General features: G+C 45.0%; 17 protein-coding genes and 1 pseudogene. 16 read left to right on the top strand and 2 right to left on the bottom strand.

Translation table 11 applies throughout. The features are described 5' to 3' along the window. The first annotated feature begins 42 nt into the window (after positions 1-42). The 4 genes and pseudogenes from NV381_RS22725 to NV381_RS22710 all read left to right on the top strand — a co-directional run bounded on the left by NV381_RS22725 (position 43) and on the right by NV381_RS22710 (position 3,192). Complete coding sequence (locus NV381_RS22725; protein WP_258215575.1) at positions 43-624, top strand: RNA polymerase sigma factor; 582 nt, start codon at positions 43-45, stop codon at positions 622-624. Further along, the gene (locus tag NV381_RS22720) at positions 621-1,415 is read left to right on the top strand and encodes a hypothetical protein (protein ID WP_258215574.1); all 795 of its coding nucleotides are present in this window, start codon (positions 621-623) and stop codon (positions 1,413-1,415) included. Before NV381_RS22725 ends, NV381_RS22720 begins: the two co-directional genes overlap by 4 nt. Before the next feature lie 8 nt (positions 1,416-1,423). After that, complete coding sequence (locus NV381_RS22715; RefSeq protein ID WP_258215573.1) at positions 1,424-2,407, top strand: DUF4367 domain-containing protein; 984 nt, start codon at positions 1,424-1,426, stop codon at positions 2,405-2,407. Positions 2,408-2,446: 39 nt separating this feature from the next. After that, positions 2,447-3,192: pseudogene (locus NV381_RS22710) on the top strand (SDR family oxidoreductase). 114 nt (positions 3,193-3,306) lie between these two features. On the opposite strand, the gene mgrA reads toward NV381_RS22710, so the two are convergent. Beyond that, positions 3,307-4,296 carry an L-glyceraldehyde 3-phosphate reductase gene (mgrA, locus tag NV381_RS22705; RefSeq protein ID WP_258215572.1) on the bottom strand — a complete coding sequence of 330 codons (990 nt, stop codon included), beginning with the start codon at positions 4,294-4,296 and terminating at the stop codon, positions 3,307-3,309. A 249-nt stretch (positions 4,297-4,545) separates the two neighbouring features. Here mgrA and NV381_RS22700 point away from each other — a divergent pair, with 249 nt between their 5' ends. The 3 genes from NV381_RS22700 (at position 4,546) to NV381_RS22690 (ending at position 7,010) form a co-directional block, all read left to right on the top strand. Next, positions 4,546-4,731 (top strand): hypothetical protein, encoded by a 186-nt coding sequence (locus NV381_RS22700; RefSeq protein WP_258215571.1) that lies wholly within the window; start codon positions 4,546-4,548, stop codon positions 4,729-4,731. A 148-nt stretch (positions 4,732-4,879) separates the two neighbouring features. After that, complete coding sequence (locus NV381_RS22695; RefSeq protein ID WP_258215570.1) at positions 4,880-6,331, top strand: stalk domain-containing protein; 1,452 nt, start codon at positions 4,880-4,882, stop codon at positions 6,329-6,331. Positions 6,332-6,503: 172 nt separating this feature from the next. Further along, positions 6,504-7,010 (top strand): hypothetical protein, encoded by a 507-nt coding sequence (locus tag NV381_RS22690; RefSeq protein WP_258215569.1) that lies wholly within the window; start codon positions 6,504-6,506, stop codon positions 7,008-7,010. A 69-nt stretch (positions 7,011-7,079) separates the two neighbouring features. On the opposite strand, the gene NV381_RS22685 is transcribed toward NV381_RS22690, so the two are convergent. After that, the gene (locus tag NV381_RS22685; protein WP_258215568.1) at positions 7,080-8,021 is read right to left on the bottom strand and encodes an aldo/keto reductase family protein; all 942 of its coding nucleotides are present in this window, start codon (positions 8,019-8,021) and stop codon (positions 7,080-7,082) included. Positions 8,022-8,340: 319 nt separating this feature from the next. Here NV381_RS22685 and NV381_RS22680 point away from each other — a divergent pair, with 319 nt between their 5' ends. The 9 genes from NV381_RS22680 to NV381_RS22640 all read left to right on the top strand — a co-directional run bounded on the left by NV381_RS22680 (position 8,341) and on the right by NV381_RS22640 (position 20,772). Beyond that, entirely contained in the window at positions 8,341-8,748 is a 408-nt protein-coding gene (locus NV381_RS22680) for a VOC family protein (protein WP_258215567.1), read from the top strand. Between the two features lie 51 nt (positions 8,749-8,799). Continuing rightward, on the top strand, positions 8,800-9,768 hold the full coding sequence (locus NV381_RS22675; RefSeq protein WP_258215566.1) for an aldo/keto reductase: 969 nt from the start codon (positions 8,800-8,802) through the stop codon (positions 9,766-9,768). Beyond that, on the top strand, positions 9,765-11,762 hold the full coding sequence (locus tag NV381_RS22670; RefSeq protein ID WP_258215565.1) for a GTP-binding protein: 1,998 nt from the start codon (positions 9,765-9,767) through the stop codon (positions 11,760-11,762). Before NV381_RS22675 ends, NV381_RS22670 begins: the two co-directional genes overlap by 4 nt. A 45-nt stretch (positions 11,763-11,807) precedes the next feature. Then, positions 11,808-12,686, top strand: coding sequence for an aldo/keto reductase (locus tag NV381_RS22665; RefSeq protein ID WP_258215564.1), 879 nt, complete (start codon positions 11,808-11,810; stop codon positions 12,684-12,686). A 1,222-nt stretch (positions 12,687-13,908) separates the two neighbouring features. Further along, complete coding sequence (locus tag NV381_RS22660; RefSeq protein WP_258215563.1) at positions 13,909-14,847, top strand: carbohydrate ABC transporter permease; 939 nt, start codon at positions 13,909-13,911, stop codon at positions 14,845-14,847. Between the two features lie 36 nt (positions 14,848-14,883). Then, positions 14,884-15,717 carry a carbohydrate ABC transporter permease gene (locus NV381_RS22655; RefSeq protein ID WP_258215562.1) on the top strand — a complete coding sequence of 278 codons (834 nt, stop codon included), beginning with the start codon at positions 14,884-14,886 and terminating at the stop codon, positions 15,715-15,717. A gap of 130 nt (positions 15,718-15,847) precedes the next feature. After that, positions 15,848-17,227 carry an ABC transporter substrate-binding protein gene (locus NV381_RS22650; protein WP_258215561.1) on the top strand — a complete coding sequence of 460 codons (1,380 nt, stop codon included), beginning with the start codon at positions 15,848-15,850 and terminating at the stop codon, positions 17,225-17,227. A 136-nt stretch (positions 17,228-17,363) separates the two neighbouring features. Further along, positions 17,364-19,166, top strand: coding sequence for a cache domain-containing sensor histidine kinase (locus tag NV381_RS22645; RefSeq protein ID WP_258215560.1), 1,803 nt, complete (start codon positions 17,364-17,366; stop codon positions 19,164-19,166). Further along, on the top strand, positions 19,159-20,772 hold the full coding sequence (locus NV381_RS22640; protein ID WP_258215559.1) for a response regulator transcription factor: 1,614 nt from the start codon (positions 19,159-19,161) through the stop codon (positions 20,770-20,772). The genes NV381_RS22645 and NV381_RS22640 overlap by 8 nt, the downstream gene beginning before the upstream one ends. Positions 20,773-20,845 lie beyond the last annotated feature (73 nt).

The raw sequence follows: 20,845 nt of genomic DNA, 5'->3' as shown, positions 1-20,845 counted from the left end.
TTGGGAAATAAAGGAATCGGCTTATGCGGCTGCGGAGGAGTTATGTCAAAATCAATTTTAGTTCTATTAACCGGCGATATCAGGTCCCTCGACCCGATATTGCAGGAGCAAGTATATGATCAATTTTACCGCTTAGTGTACCCTAAGATTATGTATATAGTTAGAGATCACCCGGCTGCAGAGGATATTATTCAAGATACATTTATAAATCTTATCCGAAAAAGCCCCCATGATGTTGAAGAAGGAAGAATTATAGCCTGGCTGCGAACGGTCGCGCGTAATGCAACTATAAGTTATTTAAGAAAAAATAATAATAAACGGAACGAACTTCTTTCTGATGATGTCTATATAGATAATGCCGTATCTTTTATGAGTACTATCCATCCTTCAACTGAAGCTGAGGTGGAGGCCAAGCTAATGAAGGAAGCTATTGTACATTACATACAACAATTGAAGCCTATATACAGGCAAGTGCTGCATATGCGTTGGGTCGAGCAGCTTTCCTACAAGGAGATGGCTGAACGGCTGGATGTTTCGGAGGAGAAAATCCGCCAAACATTATTCAGGTCAAGAGAAGCAGTCAAGCGTAAACTTCAGGATGATTGGAAGGTGAATGAGCTATGAATAAGTCAGAGTTTGATGCGGAGTTCGAGCGTTTGTTTGACGAAGCCGCAGAAAATAGCGAGCCTTTACCAACTGAATTTAATGCTGATCCATCAGCTTCCTGGCGTACCCTGCAGCAACGTTTGCAGAAGGAGCAACGCAAAGCAGTCTGGCTTCGCAGAGCCAAGTGGGCTTCGGTTAGCGCCGCTTCGTTGATCGCTGGAGCTATGCTGTTCAGCACATTGCATACAACGGAAGCGTTTCGACCTATGTTTGAAATGGTTTATAAAGCGAAGAACAATACCATTAACGTGAGCGTCCGAAGCACGGAGAATGTGTCTACCGAAGGAGCCAAGACGCCACCTCCGCCACCGGACGACATGCTCCCTCCTCCCAAGCTGGAGGACAATCGCGATTTACCGAATGAATCTGCTTTTCGCAGAGTGAAGGTTACACTGGAGGAGGCCGCTTCTGCAGCACAGTTTGCTATGCCCATTCCGGCTTACATTCCTTCGGGCTACACACTCCAAGAGGCGACCGTCCATATAACCTTGGGGGAATCAAAGGCGAGCGCTGTTAAGCTGGTTTACCAGGGAAGCGCAGATAATCAGGGACAACTGGAGATATTGTTCCGCAAACGATCCTTCAGCGCTAATGCGGATCGCCCGGATGGAATACGCACTTTTACCGCCCCAGTGAAGGGTGGAGGGGAGCTGGAATGGAATAATCAAGATATCAATATTATTGTTCGGTCAGCTATGACTGAGCAGGAATTGAATAAGATCGGTGAAGGATTAAAGGTCAAGCAATAGGAGGCAACATGGACCTGAAATGGATGCTGCTGTTTAAAGGAAATGTATTTTCATTGCCGGTAATAGTGCAAAAAACGTTGTTTGAGCATTATATGGCAGTGCTTTCTGAACTAGACGAGCTGTCTTTATTGGAGAAAACGGCTGTTCAGAACAGTTCTGTTGACGTTTTTTTATGGGCGGCCAAGCACCGGCGTTATTTTCGATTGCTGGATGAGGAGCAGATCGTTGTCAAGCTGAGAGAGCTTATGCTGCAGCGGATCAGTAAGCAGCTACCATTGGCTGCGACGCTTACGCCTTCGCAACAAGTGCCGCTTCATCCCAATGAAACACTGCTGCTTCTGCCTGAGGCTTGGGAGCAGGTCTTAAAGCGAATACATAGACATAAAAAACGGCGTTTATTTAGTGAGCGTCTCGGTTCGGTAGGTTTTATGATCACAGCTCTTGTATTCGGGGGCTTTATATTCGGAATGGTTATGCCGATAGCACCAGGCACGGAATCACTGGTCTCAGCCTCGACCAAATCTATTGCATCCTCAATGAGCGAGGCATCCCCTAATCAATCCGTTGCGGTACCGATTACATTAACAGAACTGAAGCTTAAAGAGCAGGAGGTCAAGAACTACGCTGATTTTAAAATGTATGTTCCAGCCTATCTGCCAAGTGGTTATACATTTGATGAGGGATTAGCTTGGATTCGCCAAGGAGAGAGCAAGACGGATCATACGATGCTCGTTTATATGAATGATAAGAATCATTTACTAAGGGTAACTTATTATAAGCTTCACAAGAATGGTGTTCTGACTACAGGTTCATTCGGGCCGGAGTCGAGTAAGGAAATATTTATCCGCGGAACCAAAGCATTGCTCGTCACTTCAATAACTGAGAATAGTTTCATAAGGCTAGACTGGACAGAAAATGATACCTTTATCAGCATTTTCGGCAGGGAGCTCGAAGAGGAAGAACTAGTAAAGATGGCAAAAAGCTTGAATTAGTGTAACATTTAGCAGTGATCATCAATTGGAGGGTTTGGAATGAAACTTCAAGGCAAGGTTGCAGTGGTAACAGGGGCAGCTTCAGGTATGGGGAAAGCAATTGCTATTCTTTACGCACAAGAAGGAGCTAAAGTTGTTGTATCCGATATTAATGTAGATCCAGCTAATGCGGTCGTTGAAGAAATTAAATCCAATGGCGGGTAGCAGCCAATGTTGCAAAAGAAGGGGACATTCAGAATTTAATTGACAAGGCAGTTAACACCTATGGCACACTAGATATTTTAGTTAATAATGCAGGAATCATGGATAATTTTGTTCCAGCCGCTGACTTGACAGACGAGCTTTGGGAAAGAGTTTTTGCCATTAACACAACTGGCCCCATGAGAGCAATACGCAAGGCTCTTCCCATCTTTACTTCAAAAGGAAGTGGAGTCATAGTTAACATAGCTTCAGCCGGCGGTTTGATGGGCTCAAGGGCAGGAGCGGCATACACGGCAGCCAAACACGCGGTTGTCGGATTAACAAAGAACGTAGGATTTCAGTATGCAACGCTCGGTGTTCGTTGTAATGCTATTGCTCCAGGCGGAGTAAATACTAATATCAGCACCTCCATTAATAAACCAAATGAGTTTGGCATGGGCAGAGCAATGGCCGGAATGAACTTAAACCCAAGAGCCGGTGAACCCGAAGAGATCGCCAAGGTCGCATTATTTCTTGCTTCGGATGATTCGAGCTTTGTTAATGGTACCGTTATTACTGCGGATGCTGGATGGACGGCGTATTAAAGAGGATGTTTGATACATGGGCTCAAACAGTTGGGCAAGGCTCCTGAGCGACCTCAAAAAATACAAAAAGCCAAGTTTGCATACACTGCGAGCTTGGCTTTTTGTTATGAGTGCTTATTTTAAAATATCATCGATCTTGGCAAGCTCTTCACTGCTGAAATCCAGGTTGGCCAAAGCTGCTACGTTTTCTTCAATCTGACTGACGCGGCTCGCACCAATTAAAGCGGAGGTAACTCGCCCTTCACGCAGCACCCAAGCGAGTGACATTTGAGCAAGGCTTTGTCCCCGTTGCTGGGCAAGCTCATTCAATTGGCGGATTTTCGCAATCTTATCTTCGGTTACATCTTTTTCTTTCAGGAAGCTGGTAGGGTTGGAGGCTCTGGAATCAGCCGGAATTCCCGTTAAATATTTGTTCGTCAGCAAGCCCTGAGCCAGTGGGCAAAATGCAATGCTTCCTACGCCATGCTCCTGCAGTACGTCTTGAAGTCCGTTCTCTACCCAACGGTTCAGCATGGAGTAAACAGGCTGATGGATCAGCAGCGGAGTACCCAATCGGTTCAAAATTTTAACCGCTTCTTCCGTTTGCTCGGCTGTGTAGCTGGAGATCCCGACATAGAGAGCTTTTCCTTGGCGGACGATTTGGTCGAGAGCACCCATTGTTTCTTCCAACGGAGTATTAGGGTCAAAACGATGGGAGTAGAAAATATCGACGTAATCAAGGCCCATGCGTTTTAAGCTTTGATCCAGGCTAGCAATAAGATACTTTTTCGAACCCCATTCTCCATAAGGTCCATCCCACATCCGATATCCGGCTTTGGAGGAAATAATTAATTCATCGCGGTACGGAGCCAGATCCGACTTCATCATCGACCCGAACATTTCTTCAGCTGAGCCCGGTGGCGGTCCGTAATTGTTGGCCAGATCGAAATGTGTAATGCCTAAATCAAATGCGGCTCTAAGCATTGCTCTTCCATTCTCATATGTATCCACGCCTCCAAAGTTATGCCACAGCCCCAATGATATTGCAGGCAGCTGCACACCTGATCGCCCGCTCCGGTTATATTTCATTGATTGATAACGTTCTGAATTCGCTTGATAAGGCATTATGAACCTCCTTTAGTAGGTTGAATCTGTCATCCTGCAGGCTGGGCACATTGAATCCCAATAGCTGCAAAATTCAGCTTCTCTAATCAGTATAAGGAAAACATAGTTGCGAGAAAAGTACTGAAATTAATATGACTTAGTAACATTTAGGTAAGCAATGCGCCTTAGTATTCGATTTTCAGCTGCAAAAATGGTAAAGTATTAACTGTTGATATGATGGAGATGGATAAAAAGGAGACAGCAGCTTTCATGATTATTTTGTTCATTTTGTTTTTAATTTTGATGGGGTCGTTTTTTAGCGGAGCGCTCGTGGCATTTTTTCAAAAGAAGACTAAACTCGGTTTTTTATTGCTGGTGCTTGGACTAATTACAGCGTTCTTCTTCTACTATTCTATTTATGCGGGTTGGGTAACACTGCCTGAGCAAAAACGGTAGATACGCACTAAGGTGAAGCTCAGTACAAATTTATTAGCAAAAAGACTATTCGATATCGTAGTCTTTTTTTTGTTCAAAGGCTCTATTTTTCAATTATAAGCAGGGGTGTTTATTGAAATTTCATAAATGATTGAACGGGGATGACAAGATGATATATTGGAAGAAAAGTGTAATTACGGCTGCTAGTGCAGCTGTATTGCTCGCGATCTCATGGACAGGGAGTTCTGCACAGGCAAGCGAATCTGTCGTATTTGACTCAACTACGGTACAAGCAAACGGTAAGAAATTTACCGTACAGTGGACAACCATTGACTTGTCGGACCCGTATATTCGGGTTATGCCAATAACGGCGGAAGCGGGTATCGGTTATGTGGAAAGCTTTGCCGGAATGATTGAACGCAGTGATGCGGTTGCAGGGGTTAACGGCACATTTTTCGATGCTTATGAGCAGGATGAAAGCAAGAGACATCCCAACGGCTTGATGATCGAGTCCGGGAGCTTTGTGAGATCGGGAGAAAACGTGGCGCTAGGTATCCAGACGGATAAAACGGCTCAAATTCATCAGATGCAAACAAAGCTGAGCTTTAAGGTAAAACATAACAAAAACGTGTATACAGTTAATCCATGGGGAGTAAATACTTATTACGGTGATGATGCCGATCAAGTTATCGCTTATACAAGTGATTTTGCACAACAGATAGACAGAGCTGGCGGAATGAAGGCTGTAATAGAAGCTGGACGAATTACGTCATTGACGGAGGGTGCCGCCGCTGCTCCTGAGAATGGTTATGTAATCTATATTGGGCATAGTCCAAATAATGATAAAAATTTGCTGCCTAATCTGCATGAGGGCGATCAAGTTGAAATAGAAGCCTATGTGGCTGACGGCAGCGGTTCGAATGCTGTTCCCGTTGCAGAAGCGTGGGAAACAGCTATTGGGGCAGGTCCGAAGCTGGTAACGAACGGACAGGCCGATGTAGATTTTGAAAGAGATGGCTTTGATGATCCTAAAATTACGGGATCGGCTAATACACGCAGTTTTGTTGGTGTGAATGGGGAGGGGCGGCTGGTTATGGGAACCGTATCCTCAGCAACAGCTGTAGATATGGCACAAGCCCTGGTGGAGCTTGGAATGGTAGAGGCCATGAATATGGATGGGGGGTCCAGCTCAGCCTTGTACGCCGAAGGGATGATGAAGCGCTCTCCTGGCAGATTGCTGAGTAATGCCTTAATAGTAAAGCGCTACGATGATCCGCAGGTTCAGGTAGTAGTGAATGGAAAATTCGTCAATGAAAATCGCGGTTTTATTAAGCAGGATGTGACCATGGTGCCGTTTCGAGGTATTTTCGAGCGAATTGGAGCCGACTTCAAATGGGATGGCGAAGAACGTGTATTAACTGCCAAACGTGGTACAACTGAGCTGACTTTGCGTCCAGATGTACCGGATGCCATTGTAAACGGCAGGGCGATCAAGCTTGAGCAGGCTCCTGTCATCGTGGATGGACATTTGTATATACCACTTCGTTTTGCAGGGGAGACGTTGGGGGCGAAGGTTAGCTGGGATCAGCTGCTGTATCGCGCAACGCTGGAGCTGAAATAAGGCTAGGTATTGCTAGGTATTCTGTAATCACAACTAAACAAACACACATTTCATCGGTACTAGTCGGGTATCCCAACCTTTTTATATGGCTTCTACATACATATACAGTATAGCAGAGACAAGTATCCTGTATTAGGTATCAGAAAAACATTTGAAGAAGGTAGGGAACTCGATGGACAAAAAGAAACGGATGCGGGGACAGCAGGCTTCTATAAGCTCATCAAGAGGACGTGCTCCTGGGAAAGCGGTAACCAAAGGACGCAGTGGCAACGCTCCAGCCAAATCTTATAAGCGCTATAAAAATATCGCTGCAAGACCGTCAAGAGGAAGCAGGAATTTCATTGAGGATGAGGATATGCAGATAGGACGGATTGAATCGGAACAAAACGTGGAAGCTTCAGCAGCCGCAACTCCAAATACCGGTGCTTCCTTACTGGGCGGCTTCGGCGGGATTGACGGAATTATATCCATGATGGGCAAAGCCAACCAAATGATTCGTCTTTTTCAGCAAATGGGACCGATTATGAAATTGTTTGGCATGTTTGGCGGAGGTGCGAAGGTATCGACGGCGAGTGTCCGTTTAAACCAGAAGAACCGTTCATCTTACAAGTCTGGCAGCAAGCCTGGTAGTCGTTCAGTAGCAAATCGGGCAGCAATAAAGTCAAGAAGCAAACGTTGAAGTGGGTACAGTAAAGGGCGGCTAATCAGAGATTAGCCGCCCTTTGCTTGAATTGTCTGGGGGCAGCAGCTAGTTCTGCAAAATGCCTTCAATGGAGTTGATTACATCCTCGGACAGCACGATCCCGGAGGCTGCACAGTTCTCGATAACCTGCTCCGGACGGCTTGCGCCGACCAATGCGCTCGCGACATTCGGCTGTCTCAGAATCCAGGCCAAAGCCAATTGTGAAACTTTAATATTCAGCTCATCGGCAATCTTAATCAGCTGCTCGACCTTAGCCAAGGTGGATTCGGTAAGCTTCTCATCCCCCCAGCTTTTGCTTGCAGCCCGGCTGTCGGCTGGCACACCGGCGCCTGCACGGTATTTTCCCGTAAGAATACCTTGAGCGAGTGGTGAGAATACGACCTGGCTAATCCCTTTGGACAAGCCGGTAGGGATGACTTCTTTTTCAATATAGCGGTTAAGCATGTTATATACCGGTTGGTTAACAATGATACGATCCAGTAAATATTTATCCGCAATGGAGAGAGCTTCGACCATCTGAGCAGCCGTCCACTCACTAACACCAACGTACAGGACTTTGCCTTGTGTTACAAGATCATCGAGGGCGCGGAGCGTTTCTTCAAGCGGTGTCTCAGGATCGAAGCGGTGGCAGTAGTAAAGGTCTACATAATCCGTATTCAGACGCTTCAAGCTGGCATGGCATTGCTCGATCACATGTTTACGGGAAAGACCCCGGTCATTAGGACCGTCACCCATAGGCCAGAACACTTTAGTAGCCAGTACATAGGAATCTCTGGAATAGGCGCTTAATGCCTTACCCATAACGAGCTCGGCTTCCCCGCGTTCATATACATTAGCTGTATCGAAAAAGTTAACTCCCAAGTCATAGGCTTGCTCTATTGATTTAACCGACTTATCGTCTTCAACATAACCTCCATAGGTCATCCAGCTGCCCAAGCTGATTTCGCTGACTTTTAAGCCGCTGTTTCCAAGCTTACGGTATTTCATTTTTAAAGCACCTCCAACTATTTTTCGTTACATGATAGATTCAGTGCTCATTATAATTAACATTCTTAGGTTTGTTAAGTACTGAATATATATTGCCTTACTAACGCCTCAGTGCCATCCTTACCTCAAGGTAACTTAATAAAGACTAAGTCACTCCTTATATTTCAACAGATTTTTCTATAAAATGAAAAGGGAAGCCGAATAAGTGAATTATATCCAAGCAAATCTGAGAGAACGCTTACGTTATCGATTTTGTTTAAAAAAAGACCGCGCGAAGGCTTACGATGCTGGTTTCGCTGAAACCTTAGGAGGAGATAATATGATAAAACGACTTGGACATATTGCTCTTACAGTTGAGGACATGGAACAATCCTTGCATTTTTACTGCAATATATTGGGTTTTCAGAAATTGTTCGAGCTGCAGGATAAGGATGATCAGCCTTGGATTCAATATCTTAAAGTATGCGAAGGGCAATTTATTGAACTCTTTTATGGTGGGTTGAATAAGGTCGAGCCCGTGCAGAAGCCTATAGGCTATAATCATTTATGCCTTGAGGTAGATGATATTCATGAGATTGCCAATCATTTGAAAGCGAACGGCGTGACTCTGGATGTTGAGCCCAAAATGGGCAAGGATACGAACTACCAATGCTGGGCTAAAGACCCGGATGGCAACCGAATCGAATTTATGCAATTAATGCCGGGAGCACCGCAATTGTCTAATTAATCATTATAATGTCAGTTTCGCAGAGCGAAACTCTTGGGAGGATTATTGAAAATGAAATACCGCACATTAGGAAAAACGGGCATTCAGGTGTCCAGCTTGTGCTTCGGAACGATGTCTTTCGGAGGAAACGCAGACGAGGAAACCTCGCGAGCAATGTTTCGGAGATGCAGAGAGGTAGGCATTAATTTCTTTGATTGTGCCAATGTATATGCGGGAGGACGTTCAGAGGAAATACTCGGGCGCTGTATTGCTGATTGCCGTGATGAAATCGTCCTCACTTCGAAGGTTAGTATGGCAATGGGCAGTGATATCAATGCCCGAGGGATGTCGCGCCGCAATATTATGCTGTCCGTTGAACAAAGCTTGAAACGACTGGGCACGGACAGGCTCGACTTATATTTCATCCATAACTTCGATTCCACTACAGCAATGGAAGAAACACTGCGAGCCTTGGACGATTTACAGCAGCAGGGTAAAATATTGTATCCGGCGGTTAGCAACTGGGCGGCCTGGCAAATCGCCAAGGCGCAGGGTATTTCGGATAAAGCGGGCTTGGCTCGCTTCGAATGCATCCAGCCGATGTACAACCTGGTCAAGCGGCAGGCTGAAGTGGAGATTTTGCCATTGGCTGAATCCGAGCAGATAGGCGTTATTTCTTACAGCCCATTAGGTGGCGGGCTTCTAAGCGGGAAATACGGCAAGGATAAAAGACCGGCGCAAGGCAGGCTCGTTGAGCAGGAGATGTACGGCAAACGTTACGGTGAGCAGCTGTATTATGATGTTGCGGAACGTTTTACCGAATATGCCGCAGAACGTGAACTGCATCCGGCAACTTTAGCTATTGCGTGGGTTATGTCTCACCCAGGTGTGACTGCACCGATCATCGGAGCCCGCAGCCTGGAGCAGCTGGAGCCATCGCTTGCAGCCCTACAGGTCGATATGACACCTGAGTGGCGTAAAGAGATTGATTCTTTATCAATCACGCCTCCACCTGCGACTGACCGCAGCGAAGAGAAATGAAGCTGAGGAATATCGGCATCGTTGCTCATGTTGATGCCGGCAAGACGACAACAACCGAGCATATGTTATACGAAAGCGGTCGAATCCGCAGTCTGGGCAGAGTTGATATGGGAACGGCACAGACCGATTGGCTGGATGTAGAGCGGGAACGGGGCATTTCGGTTCGGGCTGCGACAACAGTATTCGAATGGAAGGGCTACAAGGTCAATTTAATAGATACGCCGGGTCATGTTGATTTTTCCTCCGAGGTGGAAAGGTCTCTGCGTGTTCTGGATGGGGCCATCTTAATAGTGTCAGCTGTAGAAGGGGTTCAAGCTCATACGGAAACACTATGGAATGCTTTGCGGACTCTTCAGATTCCCACCTTAATTGTCATTAACAAAATGGATCGGACAGGCGCTTCGGCTCAGCGGGTGCTTAACGAAATCCGTTCCGTATTAACTCCTAATGCCATTCCTGTGCAGTGCTATTCGGGTGAGGAAGATAGCTTTAGCCGCGTAAACAGCTTGTGGGAGTTTTCGCTTAATGGAAAGAGTGAGACTGAACCTTCATTAGAGCAATCGGATTATGACTCCGTTTTGGAGCAACTCGCTGAACATGATGAACAGCTGATGAAGCATTATATAGAAGGGGAAGAGGTTCCCCGGCAGGTACTTTATGAGCGTCTATGCGGATTGGCAAAACAAGCGAAGGTTTATCCTGTCTTGTTTGCCGCGGCGAGCAAAGGGATTGGCATAAAGGAGCTGATGGATGCAGCGCTATCCTTCTTGCCTTCTCCATCGGGTAAAGTGGAAGATCCGTTATCCGGTGTTGTATTTAAGCTTGAGCGTGACAAAGTAATGGGAAAAATAGCGTTAGTCCGATTGTATGCCGGACGTATTCAGAATCGCGATATGATTCATAATACTACGCAAGAGCTGGATGAGAAAGTGACGCAAATTCGTAAAATCCATGCAGGCCATTATGAAGATGTCGGCGTGCTGAACGCCGGGGATATAGCGGCCGTCTGCGGACTAAGCCGAGTGAGGATCGGAGATGTTATCGGCAGCGCTGCTTCCGTGCCTCCTGAGCACAGGCTGACAGTTCCGCTGCTGACCGTGCAGGTGCATCCGGCAAGCAATGCCGAGTACCCTCAGCTTGTAGCTGCCTTGCAGGAGCTCGCTGACGAGGACCCGCTGCTGGATTTGCAGTGGCATCAGCAGGAGCGGGAGCTGCATATCAAGATCATGGGGCCTATTCAGCTGGAAATTCTCACCCATCAGCTACATAGCCGTTTCGGTCTACGTGCTGAATTCGGCTCGCCAAGTGTGATTTACAAAGAAACTCCATCCGGCACAGGTTATGGATATGTGGCTTATACGATGCCCAAACCTTGCTGGGCGATATTGCGGTTTCACATTGAGCCTGGCCCTCGCGGCAGCGGACTTCAATATACTTCCCAGGTTAAGCCGGAGGATTTGCTGTACAGCTACCAAAATGAGGTGGCGAGGCGAGTGCCTGAGGCACTAATGCAGGGCTTGCAGGGTTGGGAAGTTACAGATCTTCGTGTGACGCTGGTGGAGGGACAGCATCATGTTTGGCATACCCATCCGTTGGACTTTGTACTGGCTACACCCATGGGAATTATGGATGGACTGGCGCATACAAGGACAACGCTGCTGGAACCCTATCTTCATTTTAGAATTACAGCTCCCCAAGAAGTAAGCGGTAAAATATTGAACGAGTTGAACCTTATGCGAGCTGTATTCGATTATCCTGTTATAGCAGGCGAAAGATTTACAGTGGAAGGGCTTATCCCGGTTGCAAGCTCACTTGAGTTCCCGGTGAAACTAAGCACATTGACTGGTGGGCGAGGCACCTATACAGCCCGATTCGACAGCTACCGGGAATGTCCTCCTGATGTTGATGCAGCAAGGACTCGCAGAGGTGTTAATCCGCTCGATACATCCAAATACATTCTTAGTATGAGAAGCGCTTTAGGCTCTACCAGGTAGCCCTATATTTATTTTATAAGAAAAATTGGCAGGAGGGGAAGTAAGATGGAACAACGAAGAATGGGACGTCTGGGCAATCCCAGATCGGTCGTTATGTTTGGTGCAGCCAGTCTTGGCAAAGTGACACAGGAGGAAGCGGATGCTTCCATCTCGTATGCTTTGCAGCATGGTGTCAATCATTTTGATACAGCAGCGAGCTACGGTGACGCAGAGCTAAGAATGGGACCCTGGATGCCGAAGGTCCGAGATGATATTTTTCTTGCGACCAAAACAGGCGAACGTACGAAGGAGAAAGCTAAAGCCCAAATTTACCGTTCTTTGGAGCTGCTACAGGTAGATCATATCGATTTGCTTCAGCTTCATTCTGTTGGCACAGTGGACGAACTGGATAAATGCACGGAAAAGGGCGGAGCTTTGGAAGCTGTTCTGGAGGCAAAGGAAGAAGGCATCGTGAAGGCAATCGGAATTACAGGCCATGGTCATCAAGCTCCAGCTACACATTTGGAAGCACTGCGTCGCTATTCCTTTGATACTGTGCTTCTGCCTTTGAACTATTACTTGTATTCCCTTCCCGATTACCGAGAGGCTTTTGACCAATTAATCGAGGAAACCGGCAAACAAGATGTTGCCTTGCGAGTCATCAAAGCAATTGCCAAAGGGCCGTGGGGAGTAGAGCAACAGCGTGGTTATGCAACCTGGTATGAGCCGTTCGATAATCAGCAGATCATCGACGCCTGTGTCCATTTCGTATTATCCTTCCCAGGTGTAGCGGGATTTGCTACCGCGGGTGATGTGCATCTATTCCCGAAAATTGTAGATGCCGCGGAAAGATACGGTTCGATGAGTGATGAGGAGGCAAAGCGCATTCTTAGTGGAATTAGTGGATACAGCTCACCGTTTGGCGCACCTACCTCAATAGCATAGTAAAGGAGTAGGGGGGCTGTCTCAAAAGCCATTTTGGAGTAGCCCATTCACTACTTAATCTGAAATAGGGATACAAAAGAATCAATCATATCGACTTTATATCCACTTTGACAGTTGGAGTGCACCTCTTAGAATAGACATTGGAATAAACTTCTAGTTTATCCGATGAAATTCTAGGAGGTGCATTTTTATTGTGAGGTTTTTTTGCACATTCTATGGGATTCACTCGCTAGGATTTAGCTTTTTGAAAGTCAGCCCCTTCTTGGGTATTCTTAGTCAAATGAAGAGATGAGTTCCTTTCCAAACGCGCGTGCTAATCGCGGGGATCGTGATTCGGGATCGTGATTTGGGGATCGTAAATTCGGGAATCGTAATTTTGGTTCGTGTCCGTGGTTCGGTTACGGCATTGCATAGCAGCCAAGCGCTCCCCCTCTCCCAGCAAAATATAAGGAAAATGTCATGTTAATTACTCCGAAAATAGCATTCCTAGCGCTATAACTGGAATTTCTCATGTTAATTCTACGTACTTGGGCTGATATCATCCATAGCAGCTATTTTAGCGTGAGTTTTTCCAGTTAGATTGATTTCAAACGATATTCAGATCGAATTAACGTGAGGATTTCCATCTATTGTCTTTCTCGGCGGACCTTCACTACAAACACAAGCGAGGAAGTTTCCAACGCGCGCGAATCCCGCGGGGGAGCGTTGCGGGATTGCATGGCGGTCAGTCCAACCCCACGTCTATGGAGGTCGAGCAGGTGTCCGTCCTCTGATTGTAGATAATGTGCTTGGTCAATTAAAGAACAACGGGGCTTTCTGGGCTTCATGCTTCGCGGCTTACCTAAGCAAGCTTGGAGGTCGGGTGGCTTTCACTTGCTTACTACTCGTTGAAGAAAGCATCGATCGACATCAAATGGCTGGCGATTGGGCAAGGCTAGTCTCTGTGCCAGCTGATCTTTTAATAAAATATTTTTTAGGAGAACAATAGGGTTGCTCCCTTGTAGCTAAAGCTACTTTGGGACAACCCCTTCTTTTTTGTCCGATCATTGACTCCGGGGTAATATTTTTACTGTAAAGTGTGGAATGCTAAAGGGGCACAAATTTCTTAAATTTTTTAGGAAAAGTCAAAATAATTGATAATGTGATCAAAATAGCGTTAAAAAAGAACCATCATTATTAATTATAATGTAATCAACATAAAGGAAGTCGAGGTGAATGACATATGAACTCCAATCCATCCGCTAACTCAGCGGGAAACCGGATTACTAAAAAGCGCAGCAGCAGCTTGCAGCGTAAAGAAACATTAGCGGGCTTCCTATTCGTAAGCCCAATGTTGATCGGGGTAACAGTACTTGTGTTAATTCCAATCATTGCGACGTTCATTTTAAGCTTTTCCAATTGGAATTTCATAATGGGCTTCGGTGGGTTTGAATGGGCTGGACTGGATAATTTCAAGAAATTATTTCATGATCCAACTTTTTTGAAGTCATTCCGCAACAATGCTGTTTTTCTGCTGACCGTTCCTGCGTACTTGATCATTTCGTTGGTACTGGCGATTCTGATAGACAAGCAGGTTTACTTCAAAAGCTTTTTTAAAGTAGCCTACTTCATGCCTTATATTTCAAGCGTAGTGGCCGTTGCCATTGTATGGCAAGTATTGTTCCACCCTTCTCTTGGACCGGTCAATCAGTTCCTTATGTCCATTGGTGTCTCTAATCCGCCCAAGTGGATTGCCGATCCGGACTATGCGCTCCTTTCTGTAATGATGATCTATGTTTGGATTTCCATTGGCTTCAATCTAATCGTGTATATTGCAGCTTTGCAGGCGATACCGAAGGATTTATATGAAGCGGCGGATATCGATGGCGCGAATGGCTGGATAAAATTTAAAAGTGTTACATTGCCGATGCTATCGCCAACAACATTTTTCCTTATGATAACCGGCTTTATTTCTACCTTTAAAGTGTTTGATTTGATAGCGGTGCTGACACAGGGGGGCCCCGTACAGTCAACCAGCTTGCTCGTATGGTATATGTATGATGCAGCTTTCACGAACCTGAAGTTAGGGTACGCTTCATCGATGGCCGCAGTTCTGTTCTTGTGCGTATTGGTAATTACGGCGCTTCAATGGATCGGCCAGAAAAAATGGGTTAATTATTAAAATTCGACGAGAATTACGGAAACGGGGGGAACTAACATGAGGGAGCCTCTAAGCCTCAGAAGGGTAATAGTGACCATTGTTATGTTTGCGGTCAGCATTTTGTTTCTAATGCCATTCTTTTGGATGCTGTCTGCATCGTTTAAGATGGAATCGGATGTATTCAATTTTCCAATCGATTGGATTCCGCAGCAATGGAACGCAGTAAAGAACTATACGGAAGTATGGCTGGGTAAATTTCCGTTCTATTTATATTACTGGAACTCGATTAAAATTGCTTTAATTACGACTGCCATCTCAGTAATTGTTTCCAGTATGGCTGCTTATGGTTTCTCCAAGGTACAGTTTAAGGCAAGCAAGTGGCTGTTTCTAATCGTTCTGACCACCTTCATGGTTCCTGGACAAGCTACTTTGGTACCCCAATTTATTTTATACCGGTATATCGGACTGTTTGATAGTCACCTGGGACTTATCCTACTTGGCAGCTTTAGTGTTCTTGGTACATTTATGCTGCGTCAGTTTTTTATGGGACTTCATAATGAATTTATTGAGTCCGCCAAAATCGACGGCGCTGGTCACTTTCGGATTTTTTGGTCCATTGCGCTGCCGCTGGTTAGGCCGTCCATTGCGACTTATGCGATTCTTCGCTTCATTTGGACATGGAATGATTATCAGAACCCGTTGATCTTCTTGAGGACGGATAAGCTGTTCACTATTCCGCTCGCGATGCAAAAGTTCACTTCACTAAGCGGTGAATTCTACTCATTAATTATGGCTGCGGCTGTATCATCTATTCTTCCTTTGCTAATCATATTTATGATCGGTCAGAAGAGTGTTATCGAGGGTATTGCGACCGGTGGAGTCAAAGGATAAGAGGAAAAGTCAAAAAAATTGTAAAAAAGTCAATTTACGAGCATGGATTCACGTGCTCGAATTGATACAATTTCATTGTAAGCGTTGTACAAAAACAAGATTGGCCCAAAACAAGGAGGGTTTCAACAACATGAACAAAAAGAAACTAGGTACTAGTGTAGTAAGCGGTATGTTAGTCATGGGGCTGTTGGCAGGCTGTGGTGCAGGCGCAGGTACAGAGAAAAATAATGACACTCAAGGTGCGGCACCTGCAGGCAAATCAACAGAACTTCGCTTCTATACTTTTGGAACAGAAGGTAACTATAACTGGCAGAAAACAATAGCTGCTTATCAAGAGAAGAACCCGAATGTTAAAGTCAACGTTATCGGTTTAAGTGAGAAAGGCGATACTCAAGAGGCTTTGAAGAAGCTTGATCTTGCAGCGGCTTCAGGGGAAGCAATGGACGTTCTTATGTTCAGTGACCCGGCATCTTACGCTCAGCGCGTATCATTGGGTATGGTTGCTCCTCTCGATGATTACATTACTAAAGACGGATATAAAGTTAGTGAAGATTACAAGGTTGACACTAAGCTGAACGGTAAGTACTACGCACTTCCAGGTAAGTTTAACCCTTGGTATGTCATCTTGAACAAAACAGCATTGGACGCAGCCGGACTTGCCATTCCTAAGGATTGGACATGGGACGAGTTCATGGATTATGCTAAGAAGCTGACTAAAGGCGAGGGCGCTGCTAAAGTTTACGGTACTTATTTCCACGGTCCGCAAAATGGCGGCTGGTTGGATTATGCGAAGCTGGCTTTGGAGAATCAAAAGGATAATCCGGAATTTATTAAAGCAGATGGTTCTTCCAATATGGATTCACCGCTATTTAAGAAATCATTGGAACTTCGTATGAAGATGGAGAAGGATGATAAATCGGCTACTCCATACGCTGATATGCTTTCCCAAAAGCTAAACTACCGTACTCAATTCTTTAATCAAAAAGCAGCTATGATCGTAACAGGCAGCTGGATGAATACAGAGCTAGGCGGTACTGAGCAGGTTCCTTTGAATTTTAATGTAGCTATAGCTCCATTCCCTAAAAACACTGCAGCTGATCCAAGCGGCTATACTCAAGTAACTACAGACTATATGTCAGTTGCTGCAAGCTCCAAGAACAAGGAAGAAGCATACAAATTTATTCGCTGGTTGACTACGGACGGAGCATTGGTTCAAGGTAAGAACATTCCATCCTGGAACAAAGTGAAAGCGGAAGATCTTGGTAAAATCACAGACACAATTCTTAGCGGCACCAAAAACCCTGAGAAAGTCGATAAAGCTTCTTTGAACAGTGTTCTGGCGAATGCTAAGGCATCTGCAATCGTACCTCCAGTTTCTTACCAAGCTGAGGTTTACAAAGCGGTGAACGAGGAATTCGAGAAAATGATCTTAGGCAAACAAGATATTGATGCAACTGTAAAAGCTTCCCAAGATCGTGTTAAAGGTATTATTGACGCCAATAAAAAATAATCTGCTATACTAAGGAAATACTGCAATATGAGGGGATGGTGCAAGCCGCCCCTCTCTTTTTACGTTTAAAGGGCAGGTTCCCAAATGGTTTGAGGAGGCGTTTTAACTGCGATTTCGATTACGTCGATGGTTATCAATGAGGTCATTTCGTTTCAAGCTGATGATGGTTTCTATCATTTGTATTTTACTCCCAGCCTGCATTACCCTTGCGACGTATAACTATTTGACTCAAGATGCAGTGAAGGAGCAGGCTATCACGAACTCCCAGGAGTCCATGCTGTTGGTCAATAACTATGTAACGAATTCTTTGAAATATATGCTCAATATTGCGAACTCTATCCAAATGGATTCTGATCTGAATTTCATCTTCAAGTCGAATGTATCGGGACATCGTTATACGGGCCCCTCTGCGGAATATGACGAATTTTATGATAAGAACAAAATAATGAAGCAAATTGATAATATTACAATCGGCGGGGAAATATGCTACGTAACGATCCTGCTTACCAATGGTTCTTATTACTCCAATTATTCAATCTACGAATATAATCCTCTTAATCTGACGAAGGAGCCGTGGTTTTCCCAATTGAAAAACCTGTACGGCTTTCAATCCTATTGGGTTGGGACCACACCTACCGTGTTTGAATCCGAGAAGGTGAGAAATCCTTATCAGCTATCGGTTGTGCGCACGCTTCGTGGTGAGGGGTCTACTATATACGGTTATGTTATTGTAACGGTTATGGAAAATCAGCTGAACCATAATTTCGAGAATCTTCCTAATAATCAGGAATTTATGATCATGGATGCTAACAACGTTATTTTATCTCACAATAATGCAGAGAAAATCGGCCAAACCTTTCCATTTCCTTACGTTAATCAAGAAAGCCAACAGATCAGCTCCGATATTGTTGAGGTTAACAATGAAGAGTATTTGATGACCCAACGATCCTTATCCTTCACAGGCTGGAAGCTGGTTTCCATAACTCCATATAAAATGGCGATATCTAAAATTGAAGCTATCTTCAATAAAGTGTTTGGATTTCAAATTATTTCATTTATCGTGTTTTTGTTGCTGCTGTTGTATTTATTGGGCACTTTTACGAAGCCGCTCGTTAGACTGGGAAGAGTGGCCCTTACTGTTCAGAAAGGCGATCTTGAGACCCGTTCGAATATTCGTGGAGAGGACGAGATTGGACGACTGGGCTTTTTGTTCGATCAGATGCTCGACAGAATCAAAGAGATGATTGCTGAAGTTTCCTATACGCAAGCACGCAAACGTAAAGCTGAGCTTGCTATGCTTCAAGCGCAAATAAACCCCCACTTCTTATTTAATGTGCTCAACTCCATTCGTATGAAGGTTATGCTGCGAGGGGATAGGGAAAGCGCGGATATGATAGGGTCGCTCTCCAAACTGCTGCGGATGACTATTAATCAGGAGAAAGAAACTATCAGCTTGCATGAAGAAATAGAAATAGTTATGGATTATGTTGTGTTGATGAATATGCGGCAAAAGGAGCCCGTTTTATTGAAAACCGACATAGCAGCTGATGCTCTGTTAATAAAAGTACCTCGTTTCTTTCTACAGCCCTTGATTGAGAACGCATTAATCCATGGATTGACACAATCCGCCGGTACAATCATGCTGAAGGCTTGGATGGAAGAGAATACGTTGATTCTAAGTGTAGAGGATAATGGCAGAGGGATGCCTGTAGAAATATTGCATAGGCTTCGCAAGATGCTAGTGTCAGGAGAGGAAAGGGAGCAGACGGCTGTGGAATCTCCAAAAGGATTTTCGAGTATAGGCTTATTGAATGTACATGAAAGGATGCGCTTAACCTACGGCGACAGGTTTAACATGAGAATTGACAGTTCGGAAGGGGAAGGAACTCGCATTACGATGTATATTCCCCGTGTGGAGGTGACAGCTGCTTATGTATAATGTCATGCTTGTTGATGATGATTACCCGGTACTGCAGCTATTATCGGAGACGATTAACTGGGAGGCATACGGTCTGCAGCTGCAAGGCTGCTATGAGAATGGGGCCGTTGCACTGGAGCATGCTACTATTCAAATGCCGGATATTCTGATTACAGACATCGGAATGCCCTTGATGAACGGCATCGAGCTGATTGGTTTGCTTAAGGAGCAGAAGCCTAACCTGCGAGTTGCCATTCTTTCCTGCCACAGCGAATTTCATTACGCACAGCAAGCAATGAAGCTTAATGTGCAGGAATATGTGCTCAAGGATACGCTTGATCCGGCTGATTTGGAGAAGCTGCTGCTGCAATTCAAAGTAAGTTTGGATCAAGAAGAGCAGGTTCAGGCGCATCAGCATCAGCTGCAGCATATGGTGGATCGCAACAAGGAGCTGCTCAAAGAGAAGTTTATCCGTAGAATGATGCAGCAGCCAATTATAGATCCTCAGGATTGGCTGCTGGAAGCAAAAGCCTTCAATCTGGATATGGAGGGCAAAGCATGCCTGCCGATTCTGGGGTTTGTTGACGAATATCGATTGGCCAAACATCGTTTTATGTCCGACGACATTTTACGCTTTGCCATGGATAATGTGATTAGCGAGGTTTGTGCCCGATATGATACGCCAGAGGTTCATTTTGCTTATGGAATCAAGGAGTCCTTCTTCTTATACCCCTATCATGCGACCCTTAAGATTAATCCGTTTGATACAGCAATCATACAAATAAAGGCCATTCAAGATGCTCTGCTCAAATATTTGAAGATTTCGATGTCTTTTATTATCGGCGATATTTGTTACCGTCCTGATGAAATCAAGCTTGCTCTCAATGGGCTGTTATCCAGCACGGTTCAGCGGTTTTATGTGGATGAAGGCTCCATTACGAAACAGCGTCCATTTATTGACGGAGATATCGATTTGTTCTCTTGGTATGATCAGGCTAGCAAGGAATTTAGGGAGATGATGATTGAGAAGAAAGCCGATAGGATTATTCCTACGGTTAAACACTGGATGGAATTTCTAAAGGAGCATTCTTTTCCGCCGGAGAAGGTCAAGGATTGGGTGCTCAAGCTGCTGCTTGACCTTAAGCTGAAGCTTCAGTCGCTGCAATATTTTCGTTCCACATATGCTGTAGAAAGTCTTCATAAAGAGATTCTGGATATCGATTCCCTAGTGGAGTTGGAGCATTGGCTAATAGAGCATTTTCAATCGGTTATTGCATTGGCCGGTGAGATTTGGGAGCAGAGCAAACGGACCGAAGTGGTGCAGGCTTGTCATTATGTCTCCTTACATTTGGATAAAAGGATCAGTCTGGAGGAAGTGGCCGACCATTTGTTTTTGAACAGCAGCTACTTCAGCCGCTTGTTTAAGAAGGAAACAGGGGAAACCTTTATTGAATATGTAACCCGGATGAAAATGATCCGTGCCAAGGAGCTGCTTGATCAGACCAGCCATCCAGTAGGCAAAATTTGCGAGATGCTTGGCTATGATAATCAGAGCTATTTTATCAAAATATTCAAGGCTTCAGAAGGGGTTACACCAGTCGAATACAGAGGTCAAAAAATAACTTGAAAAAGTAAAAAAAGTTGTATTTTATAAGCATTAAATGCATTAGTATGGAGTTAATATTACTCGTGTACTATGG

The sequence above is a fragment of the Paenibacillus radicis (ex Xue et al. 2023) genome (assembly GCF_024722015.1).
Lineage (GTDB): Bacteria > Bacillota > Bacilli > Paenibacillales > NBRC-103111 > Paenibacillus_S.
Note: the sequence above shows the minus strand (reverse complement) of the source record. Positions and strands in the feature narration are given on the sequence as shown.